Below are 22878 nucleotides of genomic sequence, written 5' to 3'. Positions count from 1 at the left end.
GGATGCCAGGCATGAAATTGGCCGTCGTCCTTTCCGCCCTGCTGCTCGCTGCCCTGCCGGCTGCCGCCCAGCACACCGTGACACCGCCGAGCCCGGTGCGCCTGCCGATGGGCACCGTCTTCAAGGGCGAGGCGAAATTCCGGGCCCTGGTCCAGAAAGCGGAAAAGGAGAATTGGCGGCAGCTCCCGCTCGGAGCCCGCACCATCCGCGCCGCGCGGGCGATGGTCGGCACGCCGTATGTGAACTACACGCTGGAGGTGGATGACCGCATCGAGTCGCCGGTGGTGAACCTGAACGCGATGGACTGCTGGACGTACTACGAGAACGCCTTGGCCTTCGCCCGCATGCTGCGCTACAAGCCCGCGCCCTACACCCCGCAGGACATGCTGCACATGGTGGAGGTGGAGCGCTACCGCGGCGGCGTCTGCACCGGGAGCTACCTCAGCCGCATGCATCACCTCGAGGAGGTCTTTTACGACAACGAGCGCCGCGGCTTCGCCAAGAACATCACCCCGCGCCTGCCCGGAGCCCAGCGCCTGCGCCGCGAGATCCGCGAAATGACGGTGCAGTGGAAGAGCTACCGCTACCTGCGGAACAGCCCGTCCCTGCTGCCGGAAATGGGTCGCATCGAGGCCCGCGTGTCGAAGCTGCCGGTGTACCACATCCCGAAGAAGAACGTCCGCGCCATCGAGGGCTACCTGCAGGATGGCGACATCTGCGCGATCACCACGAATTGGCAGAATGGCTACACTTCCCATGTCGGGCTCATCGTGAAGCTCCAGGGCCGCGCTTACTTCACCCACGCCACCTCCGACCGCGACAAGGGCCGCATGACCATCATCGACCGCCCGATCACCGACTACCTGAACCAAGGGTCGAAACACGCCGGGATCGTCGTGGTGCGGCCGAATGACCTGCCGCCGTCGAAGCTCTGGCAACGGCCGGTTGCGACGCGGTGATGGTCTTTTTGGCGAGAAATACCAAGTTTGGGCTTGCACGCCCCGGCTGGTGGGGTATTCACCGCGCCCCGAATTATGGCCAAGAAGAGCTGGATTGCACGCAACGAGCGCAAAGCGCGCACGGTCGCCAAGTTTGCCGACCTCCGTCACAAACTGAAGGCGGAGAAGGATTATGTCGGCCTTACCATGCTGCCGCGTGACGCCAGCCCGACCCGTCTCGTGAACCGTTGCGAGTACTCCGGTCGCCGTCGCGCTTTCATCCGCCGCTTCCGCCTCTCCCGTATCAGCTTCCGTGAGCTCGCCTCGCACGGCATGATCCCGGGAGTGACGAAGTCGAGCTGGTAATTCCGGCACGCTGCCCGCTTAGGTTGACGGAAGGCGGTAACTGCCCGTCCTTCCGTCTCTTCCATGCCCATCTACGAATACCTTTCCGAGAGCCCCGAGGATCCCGAGCGATCTTGCCGCATCTGCCGCAAGGGCTTTGAACTGAGGCGGCCCATCGACCGCCCGGCACTCGAGCAGTGCCCGCTTTGCCGCAAACCTGTGCGCAAGGTGATTTCCAAGGTGAACACGCCACGGATCGCGAAGCCGCTGTCCGTGAGCGACGCCAAATCGGCGGGCTTCACCGTGCTCGAACGCCGCGATCAGGGTGTTTATGAAAAACTCTAATCCGGGATGAACTTTCTTCCCGAGATTCTGTTTTTGGCAAATGCCGGTTCTGAGAAAGCGGACGGCTCGCTGACAGGCGGGATGATCGCGCTCTATATCATCGGGATCGTCTTCTTCCTGCTGCTGAACGCGTTCTTCGTTGCGTCCGAGTTCGCGATCGTAAAAGTCCGGCCGAGTCAGATCGAGCCGGTCAAGGGGACCCGCTCGGGGAAGACGGCTTACCACGTCGTCAGTCACCTGGATGGCTATCTCTCGGCGAATCAGCTTGGCATTACTATCGCTTCTCTCGCGCTGGGTTTCTTGGGCGAGCCTTTCGTGGAAGCGCTGGTCAAGCCGTTGCTGCACGGCGTGGGTGTGCCTTCCGAGTGGCACATATGGGGTAAGACCCTCAACCCCTCGTCCACGATCTCGTTCGTTCTGGCCATCGCCTCCTTCACGTTCCTACACGTGGTGATCGGCGAGCTGCTGCCGAAGTCCATCGCCATCCGCAAGTCGCTGGCCACCACTCTGGCGCTGGCGGGGCCGCTGCATCTTTTCTACAAGTCCTTCCACTGGGCCATCCGAGTGCTGAATGGCACGGCTAACTGGATCCTGAAGAGGGTCTTCAACATCGACCCCGTGGCCGAGGGCGAGCACATCCACTCGTCCGATGAACTCGCGCTGCTGGTCGCCGAGAGCGAACGCGCCGAGGAAGTCACCGAGACCGAGCGCGAGATCCTGATCAATGCGCTCGGCCTGAACGAACTCTGGGTGCGCGATGTGATGACGCCGCGCCAGGAGGTGGTGACGCTGAATGCCGACGAGCCTTTCGAGAAAGCCCTCGAGATCGCCCGCCGGACGAAGCACACCCGCTTCCCGCTGGTGAAGGGCGGTCACCTCGACAACGCCATCGGCCTGATCCACATCAAGGACGTGCTGAAGCTCGTCGGCGCGCCGGATCCCGACCTGATGCGGATCAAGCGCGAGTTGAAGATGGTTCCGGACACCATGCCGCTGGACATGCTGCTCAAGTTCTTCCTGAAGGAGCGCGCCCACCTTGCCATGGCCGTCGATGAATTCGGCACACCGGTCGGCATCGTCTTCCTCGACAACGTGATCGAGGAACTGGTTGGCGACATTCAGGACGAATTCGACAACGAGAAGCCGGAGTCGAACTGGATCAACGACAAGGAATTCGTGATCGAGGGCTCGATGACTCTGAACGATCTCTCCGTGATGGCGGACGAGCTTGATCTGGAGAGCGGCGAGGTGACCACCGTGGGTGGTTACATCACGCAGCAGCTCGGTCGTTTCCCGGAAGTCGGTGAGACCATGGAGATCAATGGCTGGGAGGCCAAGGTCACCAGCACCGATGGCCGCCGCGTGGGCCAGATCCACTTCCGCCGCCTCGAGCCCGCCCTCGCCGCTGGTGGCGAGGACGAGGAGGAGTGAGGCCGGTTTCCCGGCCCGCCCGCCGTGGCGATCAGTCGAGCATCCAGCGGAGCTGTAGGCCCGCGGTGACGCCGTAGGGATCGATCTTGTAGATCGTGGGGCCTGCCTGCGCACGGAACTCGCTGGCGGCATCCAGCCGCAGGAATCCGCCGAAGCCGAGCTGCTCATTCAGCGCGTAAGTGACGTCCGTCTGTGCGTAGAAGCCGGGGCGAACTTTCACGCCGGAGTCGTGCTCCTGCCATTGCGCGATGCGGGTCACCCCGGTCGAGCTGGTGCCGTCGAGCGTCTCGCTCTGCCGCGCGCTCCAGTCGTAGACATTCACGATGACCCCGCCGGAGAAGGCGAATTCCAGCGGGCCTTTTCTCAGCGAAAAGGTCGGCCCCATCGTGAAGCTGAAGGCGTCGATATTGATCGAGGAATGGACCTGGTTGGCAAAGGTCGCCGTGTCCGTGAAGATCAGCACTGGCGTGATGTTCCGGATGGCGGGGATGTTGTCGATGAGCGGTCCCGGTCCCGCGTATGACCCGGCATAGGGTGCCTGCGGCGGAATCACGCCCTGCAGGTCGTAGCGGTCCACGTAGTCCAGCCGGTAGTCCTCGCGTGTTTGCGTCGCGGAGAAATTCGAGAAGGCGAGCGATTGGTCCGTCTTGATGAAGTCCATCCCCGCGCTGAAGCCGACCCGGAAGGGGCCGATGTAGTGCGGGCTGCGCACGTCGAACTGGATGTGCGGCGCGATGCCATCGAGCGTGTCCTTCGAGGCCGGGCCGGAATTCGGCGCATTGGAGAGATCGCCGCGGATGCTCTGGAAGCCGGTGGCTTGGAAGACCAGTTGCTCGCCCTGCACCTGCGAAGCGCTGTCATAGCCCCAGTGCCAGGTGGTGCCGTCGGTGCCGGTGCCCGCGTCCTGGCGGACGTAGCCATCGTTGTATTCGCGATCCGCATAGCCGGTGGTGTCGCCGATCGGCGGCACCGTCAGCGAGTCCGACCCGACCAGCGACGGCAGCGTGAAGCCGCCGCTGCGATAGCCGGAGTTGATCTTGACCTGACCCAGCGTCCGCACGGCAGGCCCGGCGGAGAGGGAAAACTCCCAGTCGCCGCCGGAGGTGGGCGCTGGATTCTTCGAGTCACCGGCGAGGACCGGGACACAACCTAACAGGAGGAGGGGAATCTGGATTCTCATGGTTTCAGGAGGCGGGAAGTTCGCGGACGCGGTAGTAGCGGGAGTTGTTTTCGGCGGGCGGGCTGTCGGTGCGCGGCGGCCCTCGGTCGATCCACTGGACGCGATTGCCAGCGGCACGGACCTTCACCGGGGAAACCTTCCAATTCCGCATGTCATCCGAATACTGGACTTCATACTGGGTGCCCGGCGTCGAGGTGAATTCGATCAGCAGCGAGTCATCGGCCATTTTCACACAGCGGTCCACGGCCAGCCCGGGCGCACCGGCGGCGGGATCGCTCTCCGGCTCGGCCACGATGGCCACGCTCGCCTGTGGCTGGACCACCGTTCCTCGGACCGGAGTATAGTATTCCACCAGGATCACCGTCGAGGCACCCGCCGCGAGGGGCTGGCGGTGGTGGATGGTCCAGATGCCGCCTTCCGAAGACGATGCATTGTTGGCAGTCACTCCGGCTGGTAGTCCCGTGATGGCGAGGTCGAAGCCCGCGATCTCCCGCGCCGCCGTATTCGTCACGGTGATGCGGTGCTCATAAAGGCCGGTCTGGCGATTCAGCGTCAGAGTGGCCGCGAGCTGCAGCTCCGGCTCCGGCAGGACTGGCAGCGTGAAACGGATCGTCTGCCGAGCCACATTGCCCGCGGTATCCGTCGCCGTGATGACCACCTCGGATTCACCGCTGGTCCACGGGTTGTATTCCACGCTCAGATCGCCGGATGTGGCATTGATCTCGATGGAGCGGAAGAGCCCCGGATTCGACACCGACTCGATGGCCCAGCTCATGGTGTCACCGGCATCCTCATCGGTCACATGACCGGCGAGCGCGATGACTTGGGCGGTGGCGGCGTCGCCTGCAGCGATGTCGGCAGGAGCGGTGTCCGAGAATTGCGGAGCTACATTGGCGAGAAATGCCCGCAAGTGGCCTTCGCTGCCGCCGAGCAGGAGCTTGTTGCCGGAATAACTGGCCACTCCACCATACGGGAGCGTTTGCACCGTCTCGCCCGCCTCACGGTTGATGATCCATGTCTTGCTCGCGTTGGTGACGATGAGGTGGTCATTGAGCAGCAGGGGCTGGCCGGCCAAGTTGTTGTTGGACGGCGCATCGGTCTTGTGCGTCGCGATCAAGCTACCATCTTCCAGCGAGAGTTCGCGGACGTCGGCTCCGTGGAGGATGAAGACGCGGTTGCCGGAAATCGCAGGCGCACCTTGGAGGCCATAGCTCACGGACCAGATCTCCTTCCGCAGGCGGATGTCGAAGCAGCGCAGCAGATAAGCGTAGGAGTCGAGGACACACGCCTTGTCTCCTTGGATGACCGGGACTTGCAGGGGAGCCGAACCTTGGCTCGCCGGCCCCGGGATGGCCCAGATCACGGCTCCGTCTGCCGGATCTCGTTCACTGAAGGTACCGCTCGTCCAAGTGAACAGGCGGCCATGAGAAAGCGCAGGCAGGAAGCTCTGAGCCGAATTCGGCCGGATCGCGAATCTCGGGCTCCCATTTGCCTCGAAGCCCTGGAGCCCGTAGCCCGAGCTGACGAAAACCCCGGTATCATCGACGACGGTGCCGTGGAGCCCGTAGCCGCTGCCGTAGCTCGGCTGTTGCCAGAGGGTGGCTCCGTCCCGTCCTATGGCCCACAGATTCGTGGCCGAGTTGTCATCAGTGTAGTTGGCAAAGAGCTTTCCGTCCCAGAGGCTGGGCGTTCCGGCGTAACTCAACCACCCCAGCGGTCTGCTCCATACTTCCGCACCATCTGCGAGCGAGTGGGACCGCAGGGTCCCGGGCATGGACGCCTGCAAGAAGTAGGCACTTCCGCCGGACGTGAATACTTGCCCGAGACCGGAGCGGACGCCGAGAGAATAGGTCCAGAGCGGGACGAACCGGTGATTGCCGAGCGTGGCGGATTGGTATCCGTCGTGATTCGGTCCGCTGCCGTATCCCGTCCAATCTCCGGCCATTCGGTCCGCGGCACGGACGGTCACTCGCACCTCGGTCGAGGTGGTCGAGCCGACCGCATTCGTGACGATCACGCGGTAGAGTCCGGCGTGTGTCCCGTTCATTTCGGAGACTACCAAAGCGGCCCTGTCCTTGCCCGGAAGGTCCTCGCCGTCCTTCTGCCATTTCCAAGTGAATGGCGCGGTGCCGGTGACGAGAGGCTGGATGTGCAGGTCTTCCCCGCTCCTTACTTCCAAGGCTTCGGGTAGGGGAGCGAGCACCGGCGCTTCGCTGGCCGCCAGGATCCTCACGAGGGCTGTCTGGATCGACTGGGCCCCCGACTGGTCGGTGACGGGAATGCGCAGCCAATGCTCGGTGCCGGCGGCAGCGGTCGGCGTGCCTTGGATGCTTGCGGTTCCTTCGCCGGTGGGGACCAGTGAAAGTCCGGGGGGCAGGTTGGCCTGTCCGAAGGTCAAAGAGGTGACATCCCCGTCGTCGGTGACGATGACTTCGAAATCAACAGGCCTTCCCGCAACGATCTGCGTGGGAGGCTCTGAGACGAAGCTCGGTGGCAGGTTGCGGGTTGCCTCGATGTTGAATCCGTGGATGACCTGCGGGGCGTTGAAGTTTTCCCCCTTGCTGCCCAGAACGAGGAGCATCCCATTTTGAAGGATCATCTCGGAGCCGAACACGCTGTCAGGGTTTGGAGGAACGATCGGCGGGGCTGCGATCCAGTTCGAGCCGTTGCGCCGATAGACGTAAACCACCCCTCCCGGTCTGCCTCCGTGCTTGGCGTAGGAGTCCAGGATGAAGAGGAGATTGCCTTGAAGAAGGACTGATTCGCCGAAGCGGGAGTAAACGTCGAAGTTGCCGGCTCCCGGCTGAGGGTCGGTGATCGAGGTGATCTGGCTCCAGGATCCGCCGGAGGATCTCTGGAACACCTGGACTTTGCGGGCAGTGTTGAAAATCGAATTCCTGGAGCCCATCCCGATGGCTGCAAGATCGCCCGAGATGGTCACTGAGCCGCCGGCGGAATCCCCGTTGGTCCCGGCGGGAGGCAGGAGTCGCGACCGCTGTATCCATCTCTTGCTGGCTGCATCGTATTCGAAGATGAATGCGGACCCCCGTATCGAGAATCCCTCGCCGGGCGCACCAATGATGGCGCGCGTGCCGCTGATGGCCATGGCATGGCCGAATTTGGATCCGTCCTCGTTCGGAGTCGGAACCAGGGGAGGTCCCGGCTGCCAGGACGGCCATTGGAAGTAGGACATCACGCGATTCCGGCCAGCCCATCCTTCGCCAACCAACAACTGGTTCGAAGCGAAGGCCACGGAGCTACCGAAGCCGATGTTAGGAGTGGGAGAGGCAGGCAGCAGGGGCTTCTCAGGCTGCCAGCCATCTGCGGGGGATTGGCTGAAGACATGAACTCTCCCCGAGTCGTCGTTGGCAGCCGTCGAGTATTTATTGTCCCCGGTGGCGAGGACACCCGGACCGAACGCGAGTGTCGTGCCGAAATTGCTTTGGGAGTTATCGATATCCTGCGCGATCAAGGTTTCGCGATGGCCGAAACCTCCGGAAGGAATGGGCTCGTAGATGCTGATCCTCTGGCTGCTCGCAGTGGCGATCTCGCCAGTGGGGCTGGCCGCGAAGCTGGAACCCAGGATTGATCCAGCGGAAGCTTGGAGAGGGGTGAACGCTTCCGGGAAGGATACATCGAAATAATAGACGGCACCTTTCAGCGTCCCGGTGGGGGTGATGGCATCGATGCGCCAGTAGTAGCGGTAGCCGAAGGGAAGGTCACTGGAGAGGGGGTTGCCGGTGCCGACAACGGTGGCGATTCGCAGAGGCGAATTGCTGGTCGCGGATGTCACGGCAGACTGGCTGTCGCCCAGATAGACGTAATACGCCGTGGCCCCGGCAACGGCAGGCCAGGAGAGCTCTGCCGGACTGGTCGGCAGGGTGGCGCCGGGCAGGGGAGACGGGGCGGCAGTATTCCCGATCGTGATCGACACCGGCTTGGCCAGGGTCTCGCTCCAGGCGACGACATAGCGGTCGTCGGAGGTGATGCAGGTGGTCGTGTAGCCGGACGGATAGGTCGCGAAGGTGAGTCCGGTATCGGTCCAGAACATGCCACCCGGATGAACGGAGAGCCTGCCATCACGGGTCATCGCGTCGATGGGAGCGGGCCGGAAGCCAATCAGCTCGAACTGCGGGCCGAGCACGATATTGTCGATCGACGTGCGGGAGCCATCGTGGCTGCGGGCCATCTTCTTATAGGCGACCGCTGGTTCCGTCGGTACGGAGACCGAGGCAAGCGCGAGAGACGGGTCGGTGGAAATGTCCACCGGCTGGATTCTCGAAGGTCCGGTCCGGAAAAGCCGTGTGCCATCGGGCGTGGTCACCGCGAGCGGGGTGCTCGAGTAAGAGTTCCCGGTGGGGATCACGCCGAGAGCGGTTCCATTGACCGTGTCGATGTGATATGGCTGGGGGCCGAAGTTATTGTTTTCCAATACCAGTCGTCCGGCGCGGCCGGGATAGACGAAGCCGGTTTGTGTCCAGCCTGCGAGGGTGATGGTCGGAAGCTCGGTCCAGGTGGTGAGGTCGATCACCTTGATCTTGTTGGAGAATGCGGTCGGCACGTAGAGCCGGTCTTCCAGAGGATGGACGGCGAAGTCCGTGGAGTAGTCATCCAGCGGAAGACTCCGCAAATAGGAGCCCGTGGCGGCATCGATGGCCACGATGTGTCCCGGCTTTCCGCGAAGCACCCCGGTATCGAGTCCGTAAACGATGGACCGCGAGGGGTCCGCCTTCAGACGGGTCAGATTGACGGAGATGAGTTCGAGTGAGACCGGGATTTCCAATGCTAGTCCCAGTCCGGTGACACGGACCGATCCTTGGCGAATGCCTGCCGCGAGACCGGCAGGGTTGACGCGCAGCTTGACCGGGGTTCCGGCGGCCCCGGAGGTCTGCGTCAGCGAGATCCAAGGGGTGGTGGTGCTGGCGGTCCATGCCACGGGTTGTCCGGCTTGGTTCGTCGCTTGCAGCGAGACTTCCTGAGTGAGTGACCCCACCGGAGCCGCGACCGCGACGGAGGCGGGATTGATGCGGAAGGAGGCGACTCCGAAGGACGTCACCGTACCGGGAATCACGGTGCCTCCGCGGATCGCATCGATGCGCCAGAAATACGATCCCGGCGGAAGAGGGGGATCGAGCGGAAGCACATTGCGCGTGAAGATGCCGCGGTCGCTGGGGTCACCTGCCGTGGCAGAGGCGATCACATCCCGATCCGTGCCGAGATAGACCCTGTAGCCATCCACATACGGGAGGCTCGACCACGAGAGCGAGGTCGCGTTTTCACCCACGGCCCCGCCATCCGCCGGGCTCGGCCGGATGCCGATGGCAGGAGGCCGGATATTGGCCGGCAACTCGAAGCGGCGGAAATACGGTGCAGTGGCACCAGCGAGCAAGAGGGCGGACTGATCGTTTGTGAAAGCGCTGAACCAGTAACCGTCGGCAGTGGGTAGCGAGGCGAGCTTCATGCCATTCCGGCCATGAAAGATTCCCACGGATGAGACGATGAGGTCGCCGTAGGCTGAGATGCTCTCCAAATAAGCACTCTCCGAGAGAAGTTGTGTGGGAGAAGCACCTAGTGGTCGGGTGAATGAATCCTGACCATGGAAAAACCAGTTTCTGTCCAGATCGGCAAACAACCTCGAATGGACCGAGGGATAGCCGCCGGTGGCGGTTGTGGGGTATTCGCCAGCCAAGGTCAGGGAATCATCCGTGGTATCCAAAGCCGATATTCTTCTCGGTCCGGAGGAATTTGAGGAGCGTCGGGTGAAGTAGAGGCGCTTCTCGGAGGCGTCGAAATGAATATCTCCGAACCCGGTGGTACGGACGTCTCTAGGCAAGGCGGAGGCACTGAAGGAATTGATGACGGAGCCATGGTCAAAATCCAACAGATGCAGGTTGGGAAGGGAGGCTGAATCGGTACAATAAACGCGGGAGCCGGTGCCAGCGGCAACTCGACGAACGGAGGAAAATACGTTGCCTGAAAAATTGCGGGGTGCGGCGATGGTTCCAAGAACCTCCCATGTGTCCAGATTGATGCCAGTGATGGTGCTGGCCACCTCATTCATGACATATGCTCGCGAACCGTCCGGGCTGATATCGATGTCGCAAGATCCGAGTCCGGTAGGAATCACGCGGATCGGCTTTGCGGTAGCGGGGTCGACGACGATGAACGCACCGTTGAAGTAACCTTTGTTGGCCGCATATACGAGTGACCGCAGAGGGTCCGCGATGAGATGGCGAATCGCGACCGGATCCACGGTGTAGGAAATGGGAATGCTCTGGGTCGCTCTGGGGGTCGTCACCACCAATTCCGCACGCAATACGCCGGTGGTGCCGGGGACCTTGGTTGGATCGAATTTGAGTTCGATTGCTTCGGGAGAGTTTCCGGTGCTCCGGCTCAGGGTTACCCATGGAGGATTGCCGGGAATATTGGCCGACCAAGTGACCGGGCTGCCTGTCGTTGAGGCAGTGCCGAGAAAGTGGCTTTCCACCGGGCCACCAACGACGCTCCCTCGGCGAATGAAATCTGAATCGAGCTTCACCGCTGGCTCCATTACTTCGACGTTGATGGGGATGCGGCGGCTTTCTGCGTCGGAGGTGCCCGGTTGGGGATCCAGCAGATAGAGGTAGTTGCCTGTTGGCCAACCGGAAGTGTCAATCGTCAGGGTTGAGGTGGAGGTGGCAGCTCCCGACAGGGTTCCTGTGGCAGGCGCCCCGGTGGGCCCGAAGAGATGGTCGGGCAGGGTGTAGAGAAGTGTCTGGGCCAAGGCATGGTAGTTGGTGTCCATCCTTGTCGTATTGGGCGGTGTGACGAACATCGCATAATACAGGCGTCGCTTGCCGGAGAATATGAGCCTCGTTGTGAAGTCGCCCACCTGGAATGCGCCCGGATCATCGATTAGGATGATATGATCGACGGAGTGCGAGAAAGCCGTTGTGTGGCGGGTGGCCAAGCCCAGCCAATCGCGTCCACCGCGGGAAAGCGGGAACACGAGGAAGTCCGGCGTGGAACTGTACTTCGTGTTCCCGCTGATGTCGAAGTGCGTCGGGCCATTGGAGTCAGCCCCCAAAAGGAAGAGCTTTGGCAACTTGAGGGTGAAATAGCGACCACCCGTGCCAAAAGCAGAGGACTCGCGGATGACGCCGTCGGAGTAGGGGAGTTCGCTGCTCAGGTTCGTGGAGAGCTTGTTCGCTTCCTGAAGGGGTGACTCGTTGATGCTGCTGCCCGTCACTCCTCCCCCGAATTGGATGGCACCGGGAGGCAAGGCGTCGAGCAGGGCCGCATGGCGGTCCTGGAGAGCGGACAGGGAGCCTTCAAGCGATGATGAATATCCATCCGACCCGCGGACCGAGAGATTCCAGTCCATGGGCTGGCTCGATGGATTCTCGAGGGTGAGCTGCTCGGTGACTTTTTCGCCGGACCGGAGGGTGAACCGGAGCGAGCGGGGAGTGACATCGAGGTGCTCGTCCGCCGGACCATCTTGACCCCGGGCAAAGGTGCCAAGCAGGGCGGTGACGGCGATCATGGCATATCTCGGGAGTCGGGAGATGCCCTTCGCTGGATTGCGGTAGCGCGAGGCGCTGAGGAGGGAACGCATGCGTTGGAGTTGAGATGGAGATCTGTGGAACTGTCGAGATAATGCGTGGTGACAATTCGCACGGCTGAGGTCCGTGTGATTACATGGTGAACGGGTGTTCATCCTTGCCTTGACCGCTTGTCTGGAGGGCCTTTGTTCCCTGCTGCCATGCGACTGGTCATTTGGTTCATCGCGATTTCTGCAGTCATTCTTCTAGGCTGGGTGCTGTGGGGAGGATCGTGGGAAGAGAGCTTCTCTCTGGCCGGGTCGGTGGCGTGGCTGGAGAGGGCGGGGCCGTGGGCTTGGGCGGCGGGGATCTGGCTGCTGGCGGCGGATCTGGTGCTGCCGGTGCCGGGCACGGTGGTGATGTCGGCGCTGGGCTATGTGTATGGCCTCGCGCTGGGAGGGCTGGTCGCGGCGGCGGGGTCGATGACGGCGGGCCTCTGCGGCTATGGCGTCGGGCGTCTGGTGGGGGAGCGCGCGGCGCGGAAGCTTTTAGGCGATAGGGATTTCGAGAAAGGCAGGCTGCTTTTCGCCCGCGGGGGCGGCTGGATGATCGCGCTTTCGCGGTCGCTGCCGATCCTGCCGGAGGCGATCTCCTGCACGGCGGGCCTGGTGCGGATGCCCTTCGGTCGGTTCGTGGCGTCGCTGGCCTGCGGGAGCTTGCCGGTGGGGTATCTTTTCGCGTGGATCGGCGCGGCGGGGCGCGAGGCTCCGGGGTGGGCACTTGTTTTCAGCCTGCTGGTGCCGGCCGTGTTGTGGCTGGCGGCGAGGAAGGTGATTCAGTGACCTTCCGGCTGGGCCTGACCGTGGCCGCTGACATTCCCCCCGTCGGACTTTTTCAGCGTGAGGAAGGTGGCGGCGCTCGCGATGCTGACCGCGCCTAGCAGCAGGAAGGCCTTGTGCAGCGCGGGGACGAGCAGCACCGCGTCCGACCGGTCGATGCTGCCGAGGAAGGCCCCGGTGACGAGCGACGCGAAGGCGATGCCGAAGCTGATGGAAAGCTGCTGGCCCGTGCTTGCGATGGTGCTGGCGTCGCTGGCCTGCTCATCGCTGGTGTCGGCATAGGCGAGCGTGTTCATCGCGGTGAATTGCAGGGCGGACACGCACCCCTGCGCCATGCTGAAGAGCAGGATGACCCAGACCGGCGTGCCGGGGCCGACCTGCGAGAAGGCGGCGATGAGGACGCCCATGAGCAGCGTATTCACCACCAGCACCTGCTTGTGGCCGAAGCGGCCGAGGATGCGCTGCGTGAGGAGCTTCATGCCGATGGCCGCCGCCGCCTGCGGCATGACCAGCAGGCCCGCCTGCCACGGAGTGAAGCCCATGCCGAGCTGATAGAGCAGCGGCAGCAGGAAGGGCATGCCGCTGATGCCGAGGCGCGTGACGAATCCCCCGACGACGGAGACGCGGAAGGTGCGGACCTTGAAGAGATCCACCGGGAGCAGTGGCTGCGGCGTCCGCTTCGCCCGCCACAGATAGGCTCCGATCAGCACCAGTGAAAGCGCCGCGAGGCAGGCGACCGGCAGCGTGTCCATCGAGTGCTCGCCGAAGATCTCCAGCACCCACGAGAGCAGGGCAACGCCACTGCCGAAGAGGAGGAAGCCCGCGGTATCAAGGCGATCGGCCTTGATCGCGCGATGGTCGGGCATGTGCTGCTTCACCAGCCAGAGTCCTAACAGGCCGATGGGGATATTGATGAGGAAGATCATCCGCCACGGCAGCCAGTGGACGATCACCCCGCCGGTGAGCGGGCCGAGCAGCGGGCCTAACAGCGCGGGAATGATCACGAAATTCATCGCCCGCAGGATGCCGGATTTCGGGAAGGTCTTCAGCAGCGCGATTCTCCCGACCGGCATCATGAAGGCGGCACCCACGCCTTGAAGGACACGCGACGCGACCAGCATGGGCAGGTTTTGTGAGAGTCCGCAGGCCAGCGAGCCGAGCGTGAAGACCGCCACCGCGAAGCCGAAGACACGCTTCGTGCCAAAGCGGTCGGCCAGCCAGCCGCTCAGCGGGATGAGCACGCCGATGGCGATGGTGTAGCTGGTGAGCACGGACTTCAGGCTCAGCGACTCGACGCCGAGCGACGCCGCCATCGTCGGCACCGCGGTATTCACGATGGTGCCGTCGAGCTGCTGCATGAATAGCGCCACCGCCACCACCCACGGCAGGTAGCGGCGGGTTTTCTCAAGGCCGGGATCCACGACTTCGCCCATCTTCCGGGGCGACCTTAGCCGCGGCGGGTGGAGTCACAATGCGGGATTATACTTGGCCGGAAGAACCCACATGGACATGACTGTGTGAGATGAAAAAATTCGCATGCCTGATCGCGGCCACGGCGGTGATTTCGACCGGATGCCAGAAGAAGGAAAGCCCCGCCCAGACGACCGCCACTCCGGCTGAGGAGGCAGCGGCGCAAGGTAAGACTCCCGCACCGGTGCCCATTGCCACGCATCTCGGCATCGCGACGCGCATTCCTGCGGACGCGGACGTGTTTATCGCGGGCTATGGAACCAGCGATACCGTCGTGAATTTCATCAAGCCCTTCATGACGCTGCCGGACGTCGAAGAGAACAAGGAGGAGATCGCGAAGATCCTCGAGAAAACCGAGGAGTTCTCCGCGCTGGTGGGGGATGAGGCTTTCCTTTTCATCGGCCCCGGCCTCGGCGGGCAGCTCGAGACAGTGGGCAAGAGCTACCGCGGATTCTCCGCCGCATGGACGGAGTTCGCCTTGGGTGCCGCGCTGGATTCCATGGCGAAGAAAGAGGGTGAGCCCGACTTCTCCGCCCTGGAGGAAAGCCTCTACGCGGATCTCATGGAGCGGTGGATGGATGCCCTGGAAAAGGACTCGCGCCTCCAGGTGCCGACCGTGGTGATGGGCTGGCGTCCCGATGCGAGCAAGTTGGAGGAATGCCTCAAGTCGCTGGGTGAAGGGCTGGATCAGATGTTTTCAGCCAATGAAAAGGCGGCTCCCGTGAGCTTCGAGTCCTCCGGCACCACGATGAAGGGCTACGAGCTCTCGGGCCGCGATGCCTTCGGCGATCTGGTGGCGGGGATTCGCGAGGATTTGCAAAAGGAGGAAGTGGCCGCGGAGGTCATGGAGAGACTTTCACCCGAGCGGATCGAGCGGATGCTGGTCGCGCTGGAGAACATGCGGTTCACCGTCGCGTCCGGGGTTTTGGATGGCCGGGTGCTCGTCTATCTGGGCAATGGCAAGGAAGGCCTGCGCTTCGCGGAGAAGCCGGAGGACTCCCTGGCTGCCACCGATGCCCTGAAGTGGACGCAAGGGTACGCGGAGAAGCGCGTCCTGGGAGCGAGCTATCTTTCGGAGCCCATCGTTCGCGCCGTCCTGCCGTGGCTGGACAGCTCGGAATACTGGAGCGGACTTGCTCGCGCCATCCGTCCTCCGGTGAAGGACGAGCGCCTGATGCGTGATCTCCTTTCCGGCATGGCGGACATCGACCGCGACCTCGCGGGGCGTGCCGCCATGGCGTGGTCGGCGGTGCTCGTCGAGGATCAGGGGTGGCGCTACGAGAGCCGCGGCGGATGGCCGGATCCCGGTCTGGACTACACCGCTCCACTGCTGATGACGGATGCCGCGGTGTCCCTGCAGCCCGCGGCCCGCATGCACTGGGTGCAGAATCGCGAGCGGAAGGAGCGCCGGTGGGATCAGGTGGAGCAGCTCGGCATGCTGGTGGAGGCCATCGTGACCGAGGTGCAGAATTCCGACTCGGCCGGCGCGGGAGTGATTCCGGAGGAGATCGTCACGCGCCTGATCGACGAGGTCCGCAATCTTAATCGCGGCTACCACGACGAGTTCCGCGCGGGCATCGGTGACGAGATGGCATTCGCCATGGACTTTAAGGGCGAGATGCCGCCGGTGCCGGGGATCTCCGAGGAGACGGTGGCCAATTCCACGATTCCCCGTTTCCTCATCGCCCGCCCGGTGACGGATCGCGCGAAGATCGACGCCGCAGGGAAGACCTTTGCCGCCTCCTGGCGCTCTCTCACCGCGTGGGCCTCCGAGGCCTCTGGTACAAATTATCCGCTCATCCTGCCTCAGCGACTGGAGTCCGGCGGGCTTGAGACGTGGTATCCGCCGCTGCCCTTCATCGGTGGGGATTTCCTCCCCGGCGTTTCGCTGAATGACAAGCTGTGGATGATGGGCACCTCCCAATCCATGGCGGTCGGCTTCTCGAAATCCATGGCCACACCTGCCAGTGGCAGTGAGACCGGGATGATCGCGGAAATCGACTTCGCACCGCTGCGTGCCTGGACCGAGGAGATGAAGAAGCTGGGAGAAAAGGAGCTTGAGGACCTCGCGAACGAACTGACGGAGGAACAGCCCGACGCGATCCGTGAACAATCGAAGAAGAGCCTGGAGGAAATCGGCAAGTCCTTCGAAAAGCTCGAGGGCCTGAGCTACCGGAAGTGGCTGGCGGATGGTGCGCCGCGGACCAGCCTGCACCTGCGGAAGGGCGAGTGATGTTTGGTTTGCACGGGGAGCTGTGGTTTTCCTAAGCTCCCGTGCATGTCCCAGCCGCGCATCGTCGTAAAAGTCTTCCTCTACCAGATCACCCCGCAGATCTGGCGGCGTTTTTCGGTGCCCGCGTCTTTCAATTTCCTCCAGCTCAATGACGCGATCCAGGATGCGATGGGCTGGGAAAACAAGCACCCGCACGAATTCCGCCACGGCAAGGGCAAGCGCCTGACCGACGTGATCGGTCCCGTCGGCCTGGCCGACCAGGTGCCGAAGGGCGGGGAATTCCAGGACGAGCTGAAGATCACGCTCGCCGACTTCATCGGCAAGAAGCGCCTGCCGATGCGCCTGCTCTACCGCTACGACTTCGCCGAGGAGTGGATCCACGAGGTGGTGCTGGAGAAGCGAGAGGACGGCGAGGAAGCCGGCCCGCTGATGATCGACGGTGCCCGTGCCTGCCCGCCGGAGGACTTCGGCGGTGCCTTCCAATACATGGAGGCGCTGCATGGACAGATCGGCTGGTATCGCGGCGAGTACGATCCCGAGGCCTTCGATATCAAGGAAGTCGTCTTCGGCGGCAAGAAGCGGAACCCGAAGAAGCGCAAGCTGCTCTGACGAGTTGGCGCGCGGAATTCGTTCCGCTTCCCAGCCCGGCTACCTAACTTCAAAGCGGAATGAATTCCGCGCTCCCAGTTTTTAACCTCTACCTTGGCGTTCTTTGCGCCTTGGCGGTTCACTTATCCCATCATGGCAAACATCGGCGAGCGCGCCCAACTGACGATCCTCCGCGAGCAGCCCTTCGGTCTCTTTCTTGATGCGGGGGACGAGCTGGGCGAGGTGCTTTTGCCGCGCCGCGAGATGCCGCGTCATTGGCAGATGGGCGGGGTCGTGGATGTCTTCCTCTATCATGACTCCGAGGATCGCCCGGTTGCGACGCTGAAGCAGCCGAAGGTGATGCCGGGGGAATTCGCCTACCTGGAAGTGCTGGCCATCACGGGCGTCGGCGCATTCCTCGACTGGGGATTGCCAAAGGATCTGCTGCTGCCCTTCCGCGAGCAAAAGGAGCGGCTGGAGCCGGGGAAGTCCTACGTCGTCCACGTCCACGTCGATGAGGCAAGCGGCCGCATCGTCGCGACGCGGCGGCTGAACAAATTCCTCAATCAGACGCCTCCGCCCTACAAGGAAGGTCAGGAGGTGGAGCTGATGCTCTACGGGAAGACGGAGCTTGGCTACAAGGCCATCATCGAGGGCAAGCACTCCGGCGTGCTCTTCGCGAACGAGGTCTTCCGCCGCCTGCGAGCAGGGGAGAAAACCAAGGGATACATCGTTCAGGCGCGTCCTGACGGGAAGATCGACCTCTCCCTCTATCCGCCCGGCCGGACCCGCATCAATGACCTCGAAACGCGGATTGAGGAAGAGCTGAAGCAACGCGGTGGCTTCTGGGCGGTCAGCGACTCCAGCCCCGCGGAAGAGATCCACAAGGCCCTCGGTGTGAGCAAGAAGGCCTTCAAGCAAGCCACCGGCGCGCTCTTCAAGAAGCGCAAGATCACCATCGGCGACGACGGGATCCGGTTGGTGGAAGAGTGAGGTTCGAGGTTATTTCGGCATCGCGGGAGCCTTCGGCTCCACAGATGCTTCCTTGCGCTTCATCTGGCCGGTGATTCCCACCTCGCTCTCCTCGAACAAGATGAGGTCGGGATTGCGATAGATCATCCAGTTCAAGTCGGGGTCAGTGGTCTTGCGCATTTCGGCGGCCATTTCCTCGATGACTTCCTTGAGCTCCTCAATCTCGGCCTGATGATTCGCCGTGGTTGTTTTCTCGGCATGAATCACGATTTTGCCGTCCTTTTCCTCCCATCCGCCCGTGTTTTCGAAGTCGAGGCTCATGATGAATCCTTCCTCCGCATCGGTCGGTGTGAGCAGCAGCTCCATCGTGCCTTTGGAACGGTGGCTTCCATCTTCGCCGAAAACATCCACCGATTCCATCCAGACCTGCATGGTGGCATCTTCCATCACGCTCTTCATCCCGAAGGTCGCGTCCCAAGCGCCAGCGAGAATCTTCGCGGTGGGAGTCGCTGGGTCCGGGCGGTAAAGGCCTCGCCCCGCCCGCCCGAGGAATGGTGAGTCGAAGGGGGAGCCGAGAACGCGAAAACCGAGGCTGTCGTAAAACGAACCGCCTGAAATCACATAGCCGTCGAGTTGTTTCGCCAGGTCACGAAGCAAGGCGGAGGCTTGGCCCTTGCTGTCAAATCCACGGGGCAGAATGATGCCATAGGCTTGTTGAACCGAAGGAATGAATGCGGCGAGCTTCCTCGCGTCGGGTGTCTTTCGATCCTCCTCTGGAAACTTCGAGATAAAGCCCAGCGCGCCCACGGTCTGGGTCTCGCGGTCGAAGTCGGGCTTGAAGTTGATATTGACGGTGGCTTCGTCCCATTCCGCGGTGAAGCGGATGAGTCCTTCGGCGCCCTCGGATCGCGTCACCTTTGCGCCCGGTGCCAGCTTCTCGATCTCTTCCAGCGAGACGGGCTTGTCCTTTGGAGTGAGCAGGGATGCCTTTGTTTCAGCCGGAGCGGGTTCTTCCGCCAAAGAGCGGGCGAAGACTAGGACCAGGAATGAGATACAACGCAGCAAGCGGGGGAGGCGCATGCACTGGAACCTAGCGAAGTAATACTTATAGTGGCGAGGTCAAAACCCGGGTTGTCGTGCGTATCATTCAACTGCCCGGAAAGCGAAGGAGTCAGGGCTTTGACCACCCTTCGGGAATGATGGCCCGGTGGGCTTCGGGAAATGCGATGAGCGAGTCCTCGGGGGGCTGGGGAGGTCCCTTCGAAGCCCGGTAGACGAGGTCATCCGGGTCGTAATACGGTGAGGCATCGACCCATGCTTCGACGGCTCCGGCGTCAACGCGCTCCAATGCGCCCACGATGATGCCGGAGATTCCGTACGAGCGGTGGTACCATTGCTCGTCCACCCGACCCTCGATCATGTAGGCGGCTTTCACCTCGGGGGATTCCCAATGGTCCAGCCAGCGGTAGGCGTAGCCGATCACTTCTTTCCTGGAATCGAGACCATCGAAAAATCCTTGGAAAGCCGGATAGGTGAAGAAGCTCCGGTACTGGGCCAGAGCCGATTCTTTCTTGGCTCCGGGGAGAATCCCCCAAGCGAGTTCCGGATTTCGATGTGCAAGCGAACGGAAAAGCAACTCGTCCACCTGGGAACTCCAGCCCTCGTTCGATATCCCTTCCGCCAAGCCATGGAAATCCGCGATCAGCGGCTCAAGTGTGCCGGGAGATGGATCACAGGCTTCAATCCGTCCGCGGAAATAAGCGAAGGCCGCCAGGTTTGCTTCTTCTTGGAAATGCTTGAGGGATGCCGGATGCGACTTGATGGATGCGATGGCATCGTCGAAAGCCGAATCTTCGGAAAAGGGATCTGCGGAGAGCTGTGGCGTGGTCTTATCCAGAGGGAAGCGACTTTCCAACAGGCTCTTGCCTCGCTGCGGATCTCTCTTGCCAATCTCTGCCCAAAGGGCCGCACGACGCCATCCGTCGATGCTCTCGTGCATCGAGCCGTCGGACTCATCGAGCAACGGAACGAGCAATTCGGTGGGAACCTCTTCCGCCAAAGCCTGGACCGTCCGGAAGGTGGGCCGCTTCTCCAGAGGCTGGTGAGACAGTCCGCGGAATTTCGTGAGGACTATCCTTTCCGTCTTCGGCCTGCCCGGAGAATCTCCTGTCAATCCGATCCTTGGAGAAAGCCCTTCCGCGACAATCGCCGACTCGTCGGTACTTCTCACCGCGAGCCATATTGCCGATCCCAGCACGACGGCCAAAATCGCGACGAGGGCAGGTTTCACTTCGTCTGCAGTTAGCAGTCAGGCGACCGGACGGCAAGATCCACCGGAGGCGATGAAGATCACGGTGAGAGCCGCTCGATCTCCCAGCCGCCTTCCTTCCGCTCGTACAAGAAGCGGTCGTGGAGGCGGGCCGAGCCGCCTTGCCAGAATTCGATGGTTTCCGGCACGACGCGGTAGCCGCCCCAGAAGGAAGGGAGGGGGACCTCGCCATTGGCGAACTTGTCTTTGATTTCCGCGAGCTTCTGCATCAGCAGCTTGCGGGACGAGATGACCGAGCTCTGGTCGGACACCCATGCGCCGAGCTGGGATTCGCGCGGGCGGGAGGTGAAATACTTGAGCGACTCCGTGGCGGAGATCTTTTCGGCGCGGCCCTGGACGATGACCTGGCGCTCGAGGATGACCCAGGGGAAGAGGAGCGAGACGTTGGGATTCTCCGCGATGTGCTTTGCCTTCCGGCTCTGGTAGTTCGTGAAGAAAACGAAGCCGTTTGTGTCGAAATACTTCAGCAGCACCGTGCGCAACAGGGGGCGGCCGGTCGCGTCCACCGTGGCGAGGCTCATTGCGTTTGGTTCGTGCAGCTTCAGCTCCACCGCCTGCTGGAACCACTGCTCGAACTGCGCCATGGGATCGGCGGCCAGGTCTTCGCGGCTCAGCCCGCGGTCGGTGTATTCCTTGCGGAAGTCGGAGAGATCCATGCCGGGGATGTAAGGCTGCGGAGGCCGGCGGGCAAGGCCCGGCTGGGCTCCCGCGGAGTTTTGAAAACGCTCCTGACATAGGGTTGTCAGCGGGCGGTGGTGAAGTGCGTGTGTCGCCCCGATGCGGGCGGAATTCCAAGACCAACAACGCTACCAAACACCATGAAAACGAATGCCCTGAACTGGTTCGAGATCTTCACCAATGACCTCGCCAACGCCACCGATTTCTACAATACCATCCTCAATGCGAAGCTGCAGCCGGGCACGATGGAGAGCTGCCGCATGGCGATCTTCCCCGGCGATCATGACAAGGGCGTCTGCGGCGCGCTGACGCAGATGGAGGGCCACCAGCCCGGTGCCGGCGGCACCCTCGTGTATCTGAATGTCGAGGGGGATCTGGATGGCGTGCTCGCCCGCATCCCGGAGGCCGGCGGCACGGTCATCCGCGGCCGCATGGACATCGCGCCGCACGGCTTCATCGGCATCTTCCGCGATCCCGAGGGCAATGTCGTCGGGCTGCACAGCATGGTCTGAACCTGAAGCCATCCCCTGGATGGATAGCCCCGAGAGTCGGAGCCTCCGATGATCATCTCCCTTGGAATGAATGCCATTCCAAGGGAGTTACCTGTTCCTGTGGGGCGTTGGAAAACAGGCATCAATCCGAGCGTCGCGGACATTCCTCTCCGGCGATCCCGATGAATAATGGACGGGTTCATCGTCACGTCCCCTCGATGGGGAACCGGTGACAAATGTTACCCCAAAAATATGAAGTCATTGCACACGAAGGCAGTCTTGTCCGCGGCGCTTCTGGCCGGGTGTTTCGAAGCCCGAGGGATCGAGCTTTTCTCCGATAACTTCAATGTGGACGACACCGAGAATTTCGACGGTGCTCCAACGTCGGGTCGCCTTGGGGGGACTGCCTCGGCAGAGACCTCGCTCCAAGCCTTCACCGTCCAGCAGGCAATCACGGGAGGAGCCCTTGATCTTCGCGCCAACCAGTTCGCAACCGGTGGCGTTCGTTTCGGCGGGAGCCCGCGCTACGACTGGGCTGGCAGTACGACGGGTGCGGACATTCTGGCGGCGGGCGGATTCACGGTGTCTTTCGACTGGTCGTTTGCCGACAATACCTCCCCGAGCTGGGTCGGATTCGCCGTGGGAACGGCCGACAACGATGCATTCGTCATCGATGCAGCAAATGACCACGCGCTGCTGCTCAGGATGAACGGCCAGAATGAGCGCTTCGACAACCGGGCGAACCTCGGCTTCTCAGGAAACACCTTCACCACTTCGGAAGGTGCGAACACCCGGAAGGTCTTGATCAAGTACCTCTTCGACTCCTTCGCGGACGGCACGAATGTCAACGTGATCGCATCGGTCGATGGCCAGGAGGTCGTGAATGACACCTTCCAGTGGGATGGCAACCTCGGTGCGCTGCGCATGGAGCTGGCCGCCGATGCCGCCGGACATCTGGTGGACAATCTTGTGATCGCGACCGCACCGGGAACCGGCACCGGCAACGGAACGCCGCCGGTCATCACGGCAGCCGGGAGCGTCGATGGGAGCTATCACATCTCCTTCAATGGAGAGGCATCGACGACCTACAACGTCCGGGGCTCCACCGACCTCCAATCTTTCCCCATCGATCACGGCACGGTGACCACGGATACGGGCGGAGCAGGTGACGTCGTGATCCCTCTGGTGCCGGGGGAGGAGAAGCACTTCTACCGCATCGAGGAAATCGAGGGCAGCGAACCTTGATGGATTCATCCCTTCGTCATGAAAAGCCTGACCGAGCAAAATCCTGTGGCGGACGATCCGGTGAATCTCTCCGACGAGGCGCAGCGCGGCGCCTTCATCGAGCAGTACGTCGGGAATCATCCCGATGTCACCACGGATGACGTCAGGGTCGTCCTCGGCCGGGCTGCGGCGTGGGCTGGCCCTTCGGCATCGGCGACGGAGCTGACCGCTGCCGTTGAGCGGGAATTTTCCCTTTTCTAGGAAAGCATAGGGAACCTTCCGTCCCCCGTGGCAC

General features: G+C 62.4%; 17 protein-coding genes. 11 read left to right on the top strand and 6 right to left on the bottom strand.

Going from position 1 to position 22878, the window contains the following annotated elements; genetic code table 11:
- Positions 1-11 precede the first annotated feature (11 nt).
- From OKA04_RS19425 to OKA04_RS19410, 4 genes are all read left to right on the top strand, one after another.
- Positions 12-959, top strand: a complete 948-nt coding sequence (locus tag OKA04_RS19425; RefSeq protein WP_264502873.1) for an N-acetylmuramoyl-L-alanine amidase-like domain-containing protein — start codon at positions 12-14, stop codon at positions 957-959.
- 75 nt (positions 960-1034) lie between these two features.
- Positions 1035-1304, top strand: coding sequence for a 30S ribosomal protein S14 (gene rpsN / locus OKA04_RS19420; protein ID WP_264502872.1), 270 nt, complete (start codon positions 1035-1037; stop codon positions 1302-1304).
- A 63-nt stretch (positions 1305-1367) separates the two neighbouring features.
- Positions 1368-1628, top strand: a complete 261-nt coding sequence (locus tag OKA04_RS19415; protein ID WP_264502871.1) for an FmdB family zinc ribbon protein — start codon at positions 1368-1370, stop codon at positions 1626-1628.
- Between the two features lie 6 nt (positions 1629-1634).
- A complete protein-coding gene (locus OKA04_RS19410; protein ID WP_264502870.1) occupies positions 1635-3059 on the top strand; it encodes a hemolysin family protein in 1425 nt (474 codons plus the stop codon).
- A gap of 31 nt (positions 3060-3090) precedes the next feature.
- Here OKA04_RS19410 and OKA04_RS19405 read toward each other — a convergent pair whose 3' ends face one another.
- Positions 3091-4239 (bottom strand): hypothetical protein, encoded by a 1149-nt coding sequence (locus tag OKA04_RS19405; RefSeq protein ID WP_264502869.1) that lies wholly within the window; start codon positions 4237-4239, stop codon positions 3091-3093.
- A 4-nt stretch (positions 4240-4243) separates the two neighbouring features.
- Entirely contained in the window at positions 4244-11833 is a 7590-nt protein-coding gene (locus tag OKA04_RS19400) for a BACON domain-containing protein (protein ID WP_264502868.1), read from the bottom strand.
- A 147-nt stretch (positions 11834-11980) separates the two neighbouring features.
- On the opposite strand from OKA04_RS19400, the gene OKA04_RS19395 reads away from it, so the two are divergent.
- A complete protein-coding gene (locus tag OKA04_RS19395; RefSeq protein WP_264502867.1) occupies positions 11981-12601 on the top strand; it encodes a TVP38/TMEM64 family protein in 621 nt (206 codons plus the stop codon).
- Here OKA04_RS19395 and OKA04_RS19390 read toward each other — a convergent pair.
- Positions 12595-14031 (bottom strand): DHA2 family efflux MFS transporter permease subunit, encoded by a 1437-nt coding sequence (locus OKA04_RS19390; RefSeq protein WP_264502866.1) that lies wholly within the window; start codon positions 14029-14031, stop codon positions 12595-12597. The genes OKA04_RS19395 and OKA04_RS19390 overlap by 7 nt on opposite strands.
- Positions 14032-14120: 89 nt before the next feature.
- Here OKA04_RS19390 and OKA04_RS19385 point away from each other — a divergent pair, with 89 nt between their 5' ends.
- The 3 genes from OKA04_RS19385 to OKA04_RS19375 all read left to right on the top strand — a co-directional run bounded on the left by OKA04_RS19385 (position 14121) and on the right by OKA04_RS19375 (position 17882).
- On the top strand, positions 14121-16301 hold the full coding sequence (locus tag OKA04_RS19385) for a hypothetical protein (RefSeq protein ID WP_264502865.1): 2181 nt from the start codon (positions 14121-14123) through the stop codon (positions 16299-16301).
- Between the two features lie 45 nt (positions 16302-16346).
- A complete protein-coding gene (locus tag OKA04_RS19380; protein WP_264502864.1) occupies positions 16347-16910 on the top strand; it encodes a plasmid pRiA4b ORF-3 family protein in 564 nt (187 codons plus the stop codon).
- A 132-nt stretch (positions 16911-17042) separates the two neighbouring features.
- Positions 17043-17882, top strand: coding sequence for a CvfB family protein (locus OKA04_RS19375; RefSeq protein WP_264502863.1), 840 nt, complete (start codon positions 17043-17045; stop codon positions 17880-17882).
- Between the two features lie 9 nt (positions 17883-17891).
- Here the strand turns inward: OKA04_RS19375 and OKA04_RS19370 are convergent, their stop codons facing one another.
- From OKA04_RS19370 to pdxH, 3 genes are all read right to left on the bottom strand, one after another.
- Positions 17892-18941 carry a DUF302 domain-containing protein gene (locus OKA04_RS19370; RefSeq protein ID WP_264502862.1) on the bottom strand — a complete coding sequence of 350 codons (1050 nt, stop codon included), beginning with the start codon at positions 18939-18941 and terminating at the stop codon, positions 17892-17894.
- 91 nt (positions 18942-19032) lie between these two features.
- On the bottom strand, positions 19033-19896 hold the full coding sequence (locus OKA04_RS19365; protein ID WP_264502861.1) for a hypothetical protein: 864 nt from the start codon (positions 19894-19896) through the stop codon (positions 19033-19035).
- A gap of 314 nt (positions 19897-20210) precedes the next feature.
- Positions 20211-20846 (bottom strand): pyridoxamine 5'-phosphate oxidase, encoded by a 636-nt coding sequence (gene pdxH, locus OKA04_RS19360; RefSeq protein ID WP_264502860.1) that lies wholly within the window; start codon positions 20844-20846, stop codon positions 20211-20213.
- 162 nt (positions 20847-21008) lie between these two features.
- On the opposite strand from pdxH, the gene OKA04_RS19355 reads away from it, so the two are divergent.
- The 3 genes from OKA04_RS19355 (at position 21009) to OKA04_RS19345 (ending at position 22844) form a co-directional block, all read left to right on the top strand.
- Positions 21009-21380 (top strand): VOC family protein, encoded by a 372-nt coding sequence (locus OKA04_RS19355; RefSeq protein ID WP_264502859.1) that lies wholly within the window; start codon positions 21009-21011, stop codon positions 21378-21380.
- Between the two features lie 231 nt (positions 21381-21611).
- Entirely contained in the window at positions 21612-22604 is a 993-nt protein-coding gene (locus OKA04_RS19350; RefSeq protein ID WP_264502858.1) for a flagellin family protein, read from the top strand.
- A gap of 18 nt (positions 22605-22622) precedes the next feature.
- Positions 22623-22844: a hypothetical protein gene (locus OKA04_RS19345; RefSeq protein ID WP_264502857.1), complete on the top strand. Its 222-nt coding sequence runs from the start codon at positions 22623-22625 to the stop codon at positions 22842-22844.
- Positions 22845-22878: the final 34 nt, after the last annotated feature.

Source organism: Luteolibacter flavescens, from assembly GCF_025950085.1.
GTDB lineage: Bacteria > Verrucomicrobiota > Verrucomicrobiia > Verrucomicrobiales > Akkermansiaceae > Haloferula > Haloferula flavescens.
The sequence above is the reverse complement of the archived record's forward strand: the minus strand, read 5'-3'. Positions and strand labels throughout refer to the sequence as shown.

Coding starts and splice junctions, on each gene's coding strand:
- OKA04_RS19425 (WP_264502873.1), top strand. CDS start 12: ATGAAATTGGCCGTCGTCCTTTCCGCCCTGCTGCTCGCTGCCCTGCCG.
- rpsN (WP_264502872.1), top strand. CDS start 1,035: ATGGCCAAGAAGAGCTGGATTGCACGCAACGAGCGCAAAGCGCGCACG.
- OKA04_RS19415 (WP_264502871.1), top strand. CDS start 1,368: ATGCCCATCTACGAATACCTTTCCGAGAGCCCCGAGGATCCCGAGCGA.
- OKA04_RS19410 (WP_264502870.1), top strand. CDS start 1,635: ATGAACTTTCTTCCCGAGATTCTGTTTTTGGCAAATGCCGGTTCTGAG.
- OKA04_RS19405 (WP_264502869.1), bottom strand. CDS start 4,239: ATGAGAATCCAGATTCCCCTCCTCCTGTTAGGTTGTGTCCCGGTCCTC.
- OKA04_RS19400 (WP_264502868.1), bottom strand. CDS start 11,833: ATGCGTTCCCTCCTCAGCGCCTCGCGCTACCGCAATCCAGCGAAGGGC.
- OKA04_RS19395 (WP_264502867.1), top strand. CDS start 11,981: ATGCGACTGGTCATTTGGTTCATCGCGATTTCTGCAGTCATTCTTCTA.
- OKA04_RS19390 (WP_264502866.1), bottom strand. CDS start 14,031: ATGGGCGAAGTCGTGGATCCCGGCCTTGAGAAAACCCGCCGCTACCTG.
- OKA04_RS19385 (WP_264502865.1), top strand. CDS start 14,121: ATGAAAAAATTCGCATGCCTGATCGCGGCCACGGCGGTGATTTCGACC.
- OKA04_RS19380 (WP_264502864.1), top strand. CDS start 16,347: ATGTCCCAGCCGCGCATCGTCGTAAAAGTCTTCCTCTACCAGATCACC.
- OKA04_RS19375 (WP_264502863.1), top strand. CDS start 17,043: ATGGCAAACATCGGCGAGCGCGCCCAACTGACGATCCTCCGCGAGCAG.
- OKA04_RS19370 (WP_264502862.1), bottom strand. CDS start 18,941: ATGCGCCTCCCCCGCTTGCTGCGTTGTATCTCATTCCTGGTCCTAGTC.
- pdxH (WP_264502860.1), bottom strand. CDS start 20,846: ATGGATCTCTCCGACTTCCGCAAGGAATACACCGACCGCGGGCTGAGC.
- OKA04_RS19355 (WP_264502859.1), top strand. CDS start 21,009: ATGAAAACGAATGCCCTGAACTGGTTCGAGATCTTCACCAATGACCTC.
- OKA04_RS19350 (WP_264502858.1), top strand. CDS start 21,612: ATGAAGTCATTGCACACGAAGGCAGTCTTGTCCGCGGCGCTTCTGGCC.
- OKA04_RS19345 (WP_264502857.1), top strand. CDS start 22,623: ATGAAAAGCCTGACCGAGCAAAATCCTGTGGCGGACGATCCGGTGAAT.